This is a genomic window from Pseudomonas sp. GW821-FHT01E05 (assembly GCF_059422425.1).
On record NZ_JBWKWW010000012.1, the window covers coordinates 125,003 to 134,042 of the forward strand.

The 9,040-nt window shown below is 57.7% G+C and carries 10 protein-coding genes and 1 other RNA gene; 7 read left to right on the plus strand and 4 right to left on the minus strand.

The genetic code is table 11. The annotated features are described in order from the left end of the window. The first annotated feature begins 52 nt into the window (after positions 1-52). From petA to AC07W5_RS24230, 5 genes are all read left to right on the plus strand, one after another. Positions 53-646 carry a ubiquinol-cytochrome c reductase iron-sulfur subunit gene (gene petA / locus AC07W5_RS24210; protein ID WP_494991851.1) on the plus strand — a complete coding sequence of 198 codons (594 nt, stop codon included), beginning with the start codon at positions 53-55 and terminating at the stop codon, positions 644-646. Beyond that, positions 646-1,857, plus strand: a complete 1,212-nt coding sequence (locus AC07W5_RS24215; RefSeq protein WP_494991852.1) for a cytochrome b — start codon at positions 646-648, stop codon at positions 1,855-1,857. The genes petA and AC07W5_RS24215 overlap by 1 nt, the downstream gene beginning before the upstream one ends. Next, on the plus strand, positions 1,857-2,639 hold the full coding sequence (locus AC07W5_RS24220; protein ID WP_494991853.1) for a cytochrome c1: 783 nt from the start codon (positions 1,857-1,859) through the stop codon (positions 2,637-2,639). The genes AC07W5_RS24215 and AC07W5_RS24220 overlap by 1 nt, the downstream gene beginning before the upstream one ends. A 151-nt stretch (positions 2,640-2,790) precedes the next feature. Then, positions 2,791-3,408 carry a glutathione S-transferase N-terminal domain-containing protein gene (locus AC07W5_RS24225; protein ID WP_494991854.1) on the plus strand — a complete coding sequence of 206 codons (618 nt, stop codon included), beginning with the start codon at positions 2,791-2,793 and terminating at the stop codon, positions 3,406-3,408. 16 nt (positions 3,409-3,424) lie between these two features. Continuing rightward, positions 3,425-3,838 carry a ClpXP protease specificity-enhancing factor gene (locus AC07W5_RS24230; RefSeq protein WP_494991855.1) on the plus strand — a complete coding sequence of 138 codons (414 nt, stop codon included), beginning with the start codon at positions 3,425-3,427 and terminating at the stop codon, positions 3,836-3,838. Between the two features lie 157 nt (positions 3,839-3,995). Here AC07W5_RS24230 and AC07W5_RS24235 read toward each other — a convergent pair whose 3' ends face one another. From AC07W5_RS24235 to AC07W5_RS24250, 4 genes are all read right to left on the minus strand, one after another. Then, complete coding sequence (locus tag AC07W5_RS24235) at positions 3,996-4,574, minus strand: BON domain-containing protein (protein WP_494991856.1); 579 nt, start codon at positions 4,572-4,574, stop codon at positions 3,996-3,998. Beyond that, on the minus strand, positions 4,571-5,164 hold the full coding sequence (locus AC07W5_RS24240) for a phosphoheptose isomerase (RefSeq protein ID WP_007928463.1): 594 nt from the start codon (positions 5,162-5,164) through the stop codon (positions 4,571-4,573). Before AC07W5_RS24240 ends, AC07W5_RS24235 begins: the two co-directional genes overlap by 4 nt. Positions 5,165-5,271: 107 nt before the next feature. After that, complete coding sequence (locus AC07W5_RS24245) at positions 5,272-5,643, minus strand: YraN family protein (protein ID WP_494991857.1); 372 nt, start codon at positions 5,641-5,643, stop codon at positions 5,272-5,274. Further along, positions 5,643-7,454 carry a penicillin-binding protein activator gene (locus AC07W5_RS24250; RefSeq protein WP_495024475.1) on the minus strand — a complete coding sequence of 604 codons (1,812 nt, stop codon included), beginning with the start codon at positions 7,452-7,454 and terminating at the stop codon, positions 5,643-5,645. The genes AC07W5_RS24245 and AC07W5_RS24250 overlap by 1 nt, the downstream gene beginning before the upstream one ends. 219 nt (positions 7,455-7,673) lie before the next feature. Between AC07W5_RS24250 and rsmI the strand changes: the two genes are divergently transcribed. Together rsmI and rnpB are read left to right on the plus strand one after the other, a co-directional pair. Then, on the plus strand, positions 7,674-8,546 hold the full coding sequence (gene rsmI, locus AC07W5_RS24255) for a 16S rRNA (cytidine(1402)-2'-O)-methyltransferase (RefSeq protein ID WP_494991859.1): 873 nt from the start codon (positions 7,674-7,676) through the stop codon (positions 8,544-8,546). A gap of 74 nt (positions 8,547-8,620) precedes the next feature. Continuing rightward, an RNA gene (gene rnpB / locus AC07W5_RS24260) (RNase P RNA component class A) lies at positions 8,621-8,974 on the plus strand. The last annotated feature ends 66 nt before the right edge of the window (positions 8,975-9,040 follow it).

A 9,040-nucleotide genomic window follows, 5' to 3' on the forward strand; every position in this document is an offset into this window, starting at 1 on the left:
ACTTAGTAGATGCCTGATTTAACAGGCCACAAAGCTGATGGGAGAGGACTGAATGAGCAATGACGGCGTGAATGCAGGCCGGCGTCGCTTCCTTGTAGCAGCCACATCCGTTGTGGGTGCTGCAGGAGCGGTGGGGGCTGCGGTCCCGTTCGTGGGGTCGTGGTTTCCCAGTGCCAAGGCGAAAGCCGCAGGTGCACCGGTGAAAGTGAATATCAGCAAGATCGATCCAGGCCAGCAGATGATTGCTGAGTGGCGCGGTCAGCCGGTATTCATCGTCCGCCGTACCGAGGAAATCCTTGGGAATCTTAAAAAGATCGAGGGGCAGCTGGTTGACCCGACCTCCAAGAACTCTACGCAACCGACCTATGTCGACCCGCAAACGCGGTCGATCAAGCCAGAAGTTCTGCTGCTGATCGGTATCTGCACACACCTGGGCTGTTCACCGACCTTCCGTCCGGAAGTGGCGCCAGCGGATCTGGGTAAGGATTGGGTGGGTGGCTATTTCTGCCCTTGCCACGGTTCTCACTACGATCTGGCCGGCCGCGTCTACAAGTCGCAACCTGCGCCGCTGAATCTGCCAGTACCACCGCATTCCTATGAGTCGGACAGCGTCGTTGTCATTGGTGTCGATACGGAGAAGGCGTGATGAGCAAATTCATGGATTGGATTGATGCACGCTTTCCCGCAACCAAAATGTGGGAAGACCACCTCAGCAAGTACTACGCCCCGAAGAACTTCAACTTCTTCTATTTCTTTGGCTCCCTGGCACTGCTGGTTCTGGTTAACCAGATCGTTACCGGTGTCTGGCTGACCATGAGCTACAACCCATCGGCAGAAGAAGCATTTGCTTCCGTCGAATACATCATGCGCGACGTCGAGTATGGCTCGATCCTGCGTCTGCTGCACTCCACCGGCGCTTCGGCGTTCTTTATCGTGGTCTATCTGCACATGTTCCGTGGCTTGCTCTACGGTTCGTATCAGAAGCCGCGTGAGCTGGTGTGGGTATTTGGCATGCTGATCTACCTGGCACTGATGGCTGAAGCCTTCATGGGCTACCTGCTGCCTTGGGGCCAGATGTCGTACTGGGGTGCTCAGGTGATCATCTCGCTGTTCGGTGCGATTCCGGTCATCGGCAACGACCTGACCCAGTGGATTCGTGGCGACTACCTGATTTCGGGTATTACCCTGAACCGCTTCTTCGCCCTGCACGTTGTCGCCTTGCCGATCGTGATTCTCGGTCTGGTGGTGCTGCACGTTCTGGCACTGCACGAAGTCGGTTCGAACAACCCTGACGGCGTGGACATCAAGAAGCACAAAGACGAAAACGGCGTACCGCTGGATGGCATTGCTTTCCACCCGTACTACACCGTGAAAGATATCGTCGGCGTGGTGGTGTTCCTGTTCATCTTCTGCTCGATCGTGTTCTTCTTCCCGGAAATGGGCGGCTACTTCCTCGAGAAGCCGAACTTCGAAGTGGCTAACGCCTTCAAGACCCCGGAACACATTGCGCCGGTTTGGTACTTCACGCCGTTCTACGCGATCCTGCGTGCGATTCCCGACAAGCTCCTGGGCGTTGTCGCCATGGGTGCTTCGATTGCCTTGCTGTTCGTCCTGCCCTGGCTCGATCGTAGTCCGGTCAAGTCCATGCGCTACAAAGGCTGGCTGAGCAGGATCTGGTTGTGGGTCTTCTGTATCGCCTTCGTGATTCTTGGCTGGCTGGGTGTCATGGCGCCAACTCCGGAACGTACGTTGCTGTCGCAGGTATGTACCTTCCTGTACTTCGCCTACTTCATTCTGATGCCGTTCTACACCAGGCTCGAGAAGACCAAACCGGTTCCGGAAAGGGTGACTGGCTGATGAAAAAGCTATTTGCTGTACTGATTCTTGCTGCTATGCCTGTATTGTCCTTCGCGGCCGAGCATGGTGGTCCTGAGCTGGAAAAGGTCGATATCGACGTCTCCGACAAGGCTGCAATGCAGGATGGCGCGCGTACGTTCGCCAACTACTGCATGGGGTGCCACAGTGCCAAGTTCCAGCGCTATGAGCGCGTCGCCGACGATCTGGGTATTCCTCATGATCTGATGCTCAAGAACCTGGTGCTCACTGGCGCCAAGATCGGTGACCACATGAGCACTGGCATGCAGCCTGCTGACGCAAAAGCCTGGTTCGGTGCGGCTCCGCCCGACCTCACCCTGGTGGCTCGCGTTCGAGGTACTGACTGGCTCTACGGCTACCTGCGTTCTTTCTACGAAGATCCGGCACGCCCTTGGGGTGTGAACAACAAGGTATTCCCGAATGTCGGTATGCCTAACGTTCTGGCGGGGCTGCAAGGCCGTCAGGTCGTAGGCTGCAAACAAGTTCAAATCGTCGAAAACGGCAAGAAGCAATTCGATCCGCTGACTGGTACGCCTTTGACTCATGAAGCGTGCGATCAGCTGACGGTATTGCCGAAAACCGGCACACTGAACCAAGAGCAGTTCGACGAGAAGGTCAAGAATCTGGTGACCTTCCTGGCCTATTCGGCCAACCCGGTGAAGCTGCAGCATCAGCGCATCGGTACGTACGTGTTACTCTACCTGGCCTTCTTCTTCGTATTTGCTTATCTGCTCAAGCGCGAATACTGGAAGGACGTTCATTGATAGAGCTGTAAGTAATTGCTGTTAATCGTGCGCGCCCAGGGGCGTCTCTAAACGTGTAACGTGTCTGGATCATCCAGGCGTTACGGGAGGCGCCCTTTGGGCGCGCTCGTTTTTCTGCTCCCGATAATTTCTACAAGCGAGGAGGACCGCCATGGGCGTGACCAATCGGTTGGCCTGTTACTCCGACCCCGCCGACCACTATTCCCACCGGGTACGCATCGTGCTCGCAGAGAAGGGTGTCAGCGCCGAGATCATTTCTGTAGAGGCGGGACGTCATCCGCCAAAGCTGATCGAGGTGAACCCTTACGGCAGCTTGCCCACCCTGGTCGATCGCGATCTGGCGTTGTGGGAGTCAACCGTGGTGATGGAGTATCTGGATGAGCGTTATCCACATCCGCCATTGCTGCCGGTTTATCCGGTGGCACGTGCCAATAGCCGTTTGCTGATTCATCGTATTCAGCGCGATTGGTGTGGGCTGGTGGATCTGATTCTGGATCCGCGCAGTAAAGAAGCCGCTCGCGTACAGGCGCGTAAAGAGTTGCGCGAAAGCCTCACCGGTGTTTCGCCACTGTTCGCCGACAAGCCGTTTTTCCTCAGTGAGGAACAAAGTCTGGTCGATTGCTGCCTATTGCCAATACTCTGGCGTTTACCGATTCTAGGTATTGAATTGCCGCGGCCAGCCAAGCCGCTGCTTGACTATATGGAGCGTCAGTTTGCGCGTGAGGCTTTCCAGGCGAGTCTGTCTGGTGTCGAACGCGATATGCGCTAAGGCTTAAGGAGCCGCTATGAACTCCAGTCGACCTTATTTGGTCCGCGCGCTCTATGAGTGGATTGTGGACAACGATTGCACCCCGCACATACTGGTCAATTCCGAGTACCCGTCAGTGCAGGTGCCTCAGGGCTTTGCCAGTGACGGACAGATTGTCCTGAACGTATCGCCCAGTGCTGTGAGGCATTTGCACATGGATAACGATGCGGTCAGCTTCGAAGGGCGTTTCGGCGGTGTGCCGCACACGCTTTACGTGCCTATAGCCGCCATCCTGGGCATTTATGCTCGCGAGAACGGCCAAGGCATGGTCTTCGATCTGGAATCGTCTATAGAGGACGATGACGAGGTTGGGCCGGATGATGACGGTTCGCCACCTGACAGCGAGCCACCGCGTCCAAGCGGTCGGCCAAGCCTGAAAGTGGTCAAGTAATAAAAAAGGCGATCCGCAAGGATCGCCTTTTTTATTACTGTAGGAGCACGGCTTGCCGGCGATGGCGATCTTCAGGGCGCTATCGCCGGCAAGCCGTGCTCCTACAGGGTGATGGCGATCTCAAGGACGTCATCGCCAGCAAGTCGGTGCGCAGATATCAGTCGATGTACTCGAACAACTTCACGATCTTCTGCACGCCGGAAACGCCCTGCACCAGGTTGGTGGCCTGGGCGGCTTCCTGTTTGGTTACCAGTCCCAGCAGATAGACGATGCCATTCTCGGTCACGACTTTGATGCGCGAGCCAGGAATGCTGGCGTCGGTAAGCATCTGGGTTTTGATCTTGGTCGTCAGCCAGGTGTCGTTCTGGCGCGCCAGGAGCGAGGAGGGCTGCAGAATTTGCAGCTCGTTGTGCACCGTCTTCACACGCTGGACAGAGCTGGCGGCTTGTTCGGCCTGGGCCTTGAGGTCGGCGCGCGGAGTCTGTCCGGCAAGCAGGACGACGCCGTTGAAGCTGGTGACGACGATGTGCGAGTTGTTGTCCAGGTCCGGATTGGCCTTGGCGACGTTCACGCCGACCTTGGTTTCGATCAAGGAATCGTCGATCTTGCTGCCGATGGTGCGGGTGCCGCGATCATCTTCAATGGGTTTTTCGCGGCTGGCGCTAACCATCGTGGTGCAGCCGCTGATGCTCAGGCATAGAGTCAAGGCCAGTAGGCCGAGGCGATTAGGGGTCATTCTTCACTCCCGAACAGTTGGCTGTCGATCAAGTCGCAAAGGCAGTGGATCGCCAGCAGGTGGACTTCCTGAATACGTGCAGTGACATTGGCCGGTACGCGGATTTCGACGTCTTCAGGCAAGAGCAGCGAGGCCATGCCGCCGCCATCGCGTCCCGTCAATGCTACGACAATCATTTCGCGATCGTGTGCGGCCTGGATCGCTTGAATAATGTTCGCCGAGTTGCCGCTGGTAGAAATCGCCAGCAAAACATCGCCAGGTTGGCCGAGGGCGCGGATCTGTTTTGAGAATACTTCGTTGTAGCTATAGTCGTTGGCGATCGAGGTGATCGTCGAGCTGTCGGTGGTCAGTGCGATGGCTGGCAGGCTTGGGCGCTCGCGCTCGAAGCGGTTGAGCAGTTCGGAGGAGAAATGCTGTGCGTCGCCCGCAGAGCCGCCGTTTCCGCACGAGAGCATTTTGCCTTCGTTGAGCAGGGCGTTGACCATCACCTGGCTGGCTTGCTCGATGTGCGGTGCAAGTACGTCCATCGCCTGTTGCTTGGTATCGATACTGGCCTGAAAAAGCTGGCGAATACGGGATTGCATGTCCATCTGTGTGACCTTAAGTAGCGCGGCTTTCCGGCACATGAATGTGCAGCCCGCAAAGCAAAGAGCAAAATTGTTCAGTGAAAGTGTTCGGCTCGACTTGAGCGCTTCGATCAGCTGTCAAAGGCATTCCGTAGCCAGTTCAAATGAGGTGCTGCGCCGGTGGTGCTGTCTATTGCGACCACATCGAAACGGCAGGGGTGATTGGCCCAGCGCGACTCGCGCAGCAAAAAATACTGCGCGGCGAGTATCAACTTCTGGCGCTTGCGTGCATCGATGCTGCCGAGTGCGCCACCCCATTGCGTGTGTTGTCTATAACGGACTTCAACGAATACTACTGTATCGCCGTCAAGCATGACCAGATCAAGCTCGCCGCGTTTGCACAACCAGTTCTGCGCCAGCAGGCGCAGACCTTGTTGCTGGAGATGCTTGAGCGCCTGGCTTTCCGCATCTTTTCCGCTTTGTTGGCGTGACCTGTCAGGCATCAGTGTGGGGTATCCGGCAGGCGTTGAACCTGGCCGCTGACGAACTGGGCCCAGGGCAGCTGGCGCTGGACGCGTTGTGTCCGGCTCATGCTCAGGCTCCCTGACAGCCCTTCAATGCGGCTGTCTGGCAGTGACTTGAGCTGACCCAGGCGCGGCGCAAGGCGATAGGCATCGACGCCCATTGCGTACAGGCGACCCAGGCTGCCGCCGGCTTGTGGCCATTGTGCAGTCACTTGCTTGCGCAGTGGGTCGTTGGCATCCAGCAGCCATGGTGTTTCGCAGAAGCGCACACCATTCATGTCGTTGTACTGGTTTTGATCGCCGCTGGCGCTGAATACGTGCGAGGTGGCGTAAACCGGCACATCACCTGCGTACTGGAAGTTCAGGGTCGGCTTGATCTGTTGGGCTTGCTGCGGGGTAGTGGCGAGGAAAATGAAATCGATGTCCTGGCGACGCGAAGGTTGTGCGGTCACCTGCGAACCTACAGTGTTTTGCAGGCTCTTGGCGCGACCTTCACTCTGACGCAGCTGGAACAGGTCGGCAATCTGCTGGGCCAGAGCAACCGGCTGGTCGACGTGTTCGACGCCGATCACGGTACCGCCGTTGGCTTCCCAATCCTGGCGGAAGGCTTTGAGTACGCGATCACCCCATTCACCTTTCGGCACCATGGCGGCAGCGCGATGCAGGCCATCGGCGCGGGCGCGGCGAGACACTTCGCGGGCTTCATCTTCGGCGGCAAGGCCGAACTGGAACAGCTGTGCCGGTCCTTGTTCGCTTTCGCTGTAGTTCAGAGCCAGAGTGGTGATCGGCAGTTGCGCACGAGCGCTGAGTTGTTTGACCAGCGGTTTTTCCAGCGGGCCGATCACCAGTTGCACGCCGTCGGCCTGCGCCTTGCGATAGAAATCGTCCAGCGAGGTCAGGCGCGAACTGTCATAAAACTCGATGCTTGGCGGTTTCTGCCCGGCTTGTTGAGCCTGGTAGTGAGCAGCCACGAAGCCTTCGCGCAGCGCTTTGCCGACCGAGGCCAGCGGGCCGTCCTGTGGCAACAGCAGGGCGATTTTGCTCAGTGGTTGGCTGACCAGTTCCTTGAGCCTGGTCAATGGCAGTGGCAGTTGAATGGCGGCAGGGTGATTAGGGTGCTGCGCGCGCCATTTATCGATGGCGGCTTGTTGTTGTTCCAGAGTGCCGGCGTTTTTCACTGCCAGGGCCAGGCTCATCCAGCCACCGAGATCGTCATTGCTGGTGGGTTGCAATTGTTCGGCAGGCAGGGCGGCGATCAGGGCCCAGATCGTTTCGTGGTTTTTACTGGCGGCATCGCCGCTGAGCAACGGGGCGATGAGGGTGCGTTCCCGCGCGGCGGCCAGGGTCTGGCCATCAGCCTCAAGCGCGAGAACGTGTACGCTGTCGGTGCGGATCTGTTGCTCGACCGGCAACTCGCCCAGACGCTGCAGACTTGGGTGGCCCAAAGCTGCCAGCGCCGCCTTGGGCTGGTTGCGGGTCATGGCCAGTTCGGCCGCCAGGGTGCTGGCGAAAACCTGTTGACCAGGCTTGAGTTGTTCCAGCGGGACTTGCGCAAGAATCTGCGCAGCCTGACCGGCCTTGTTTTGGTGATAGGCCAGGTCCGCCGCGCTCAAGCGCAGCAAGGCGGCTTTCTCGGGCGTTTTGTTGGCGGCGGCCTGTTCGAGCAACTGCTCGATACTGGCTTCCGGAGTTCGTGGAAGTTCGCCAAGGCTGGACGAGGGCGAGCTGGCGCAAGCCGCCAGCAGGGCAGCGAGGCAGAGGGCAGAGAACAGCCGCAGGCAAGCGATCATGTAAGTGTTCCTGATACTCGATCAAATTAGCGTGGAATTGTACCCAAGCACTGGCCGGGGCGCGATGTTACTGGCGTTAAACCGTTAAATTAGGTCGTGTAAATGTTGCAGGACTTCGGGAAAGACTGAAAAACGCAGGTCTACAAGGTGTCTGTGGAGCGCATTGCGAAGGCCTCAACAGGCTACAATGGCGCTTTTACCGATCAAGAGGTGTGCGCTTTGACTGCTCCAGGTGCTTTGAATTCCGCTGCTGGCTCGCTTTATGTGGTGGCGACGCCCATCGGCAACCTGGACGACATCAGTGCGCGGGCGCTGAAAATATTGCGCGAGGTGGCATTGATTGCCGCAGAAGACACGCGTCATTCCTTGCGGCTGATGCAGCACTTCGGTATTTCGACACCGCTGGCGGCGTGTCATGAGCACAATGAACGCGACGAAGGCAGTCGTTTCATTACTCGATTGCTGGCCGGCGACAACGTGGCGCTGATTTCCGACGCGGGTACGCCGCTGATTTCCGATCCCGGCTACCATCTGGTTCGTCAAGCCCGGGCTGCCGGTATCAATGTGGTGCCTGTGCCGGGCGCCTGCGCGCTGATCGCCGCCTTGTCTGCGGCAGGTTTACCCTCTGATCGTTTTATCTTTGAGGGTTTTCTACCGGCCAAGGCTGTGGGGCGTCGCGCTCGCCTGGAGCTCTTGAAGGAAGAGCCGCGCACACTGATTTTCTACGAAGCCCCGCACCGGATTCTTGAGTGCCTGCAGGATATGGAGCTGGTATTTGGCGCTGGGCGTCTGGCGTTGCTGGCTCGGGAGTTGACCAAAACCTTCGAGACACTCAAGGGTTTGCCGCTGGCGGACTTGCGGGCTTTTGTCGAAGGCGACAGCAATCAGCAGCGCGGTGAGTGCGTTGTGCTGGTGGAGGGGTGGTCCACGCCGGTAAGCGACGAGGCGGTCAGTGGCGAGGCGATGCGCATTCTCGATTTGTTGCTAAAAGAGATGCCGCTCAAACGAGCTGCGGCATTGGCGGCGGAAATTACCGGCGAGCGCAAAAATGTCTTGTATCAGGTTGCCCTGGACAAGCAGAAAGGCGAGTAGGTCGCAGGTCGCGGAGTGGCAAAAGGCTTTTAGCGCTTGTTCTTGAGCGGTTCTGCCGTTAATCTTTGCGACGGAGAGTCGATTGGACAGTCGCTGCCCTCTATGAAAATTAGGGGGGGGAGGAAAGTCCGGGCTCCATAGGGCGGAGTGCCAGGTAATGCCTGGGAGGCGTGAGCCTACGGAAAGTGCCACAGAAAATAACCGCCTAAGCACTTCGGTGCCGGTAAGGGTGAAAAGGTGCGGTAAGAGCGCACCGCACGACTGGCAACAGTTCGTGGCTAGGTAAACCCCACTCGGAGCAAGACCAAATAGGGTTCCAAGGCGTGGCCCGCGCTGGAACCGGGTAGGTTGCTAAAGATGTCCAGTGATGGCCATCGTAGACGAATGACTGTCCTCGACAGAACCCGGCTTACAGATCGACTCTCCACCTTTTTCCCTCCCTGCTTGAATCCATAGCAGAAGCGCTTTTGTAATACCAAAAAAATCTTACTCTT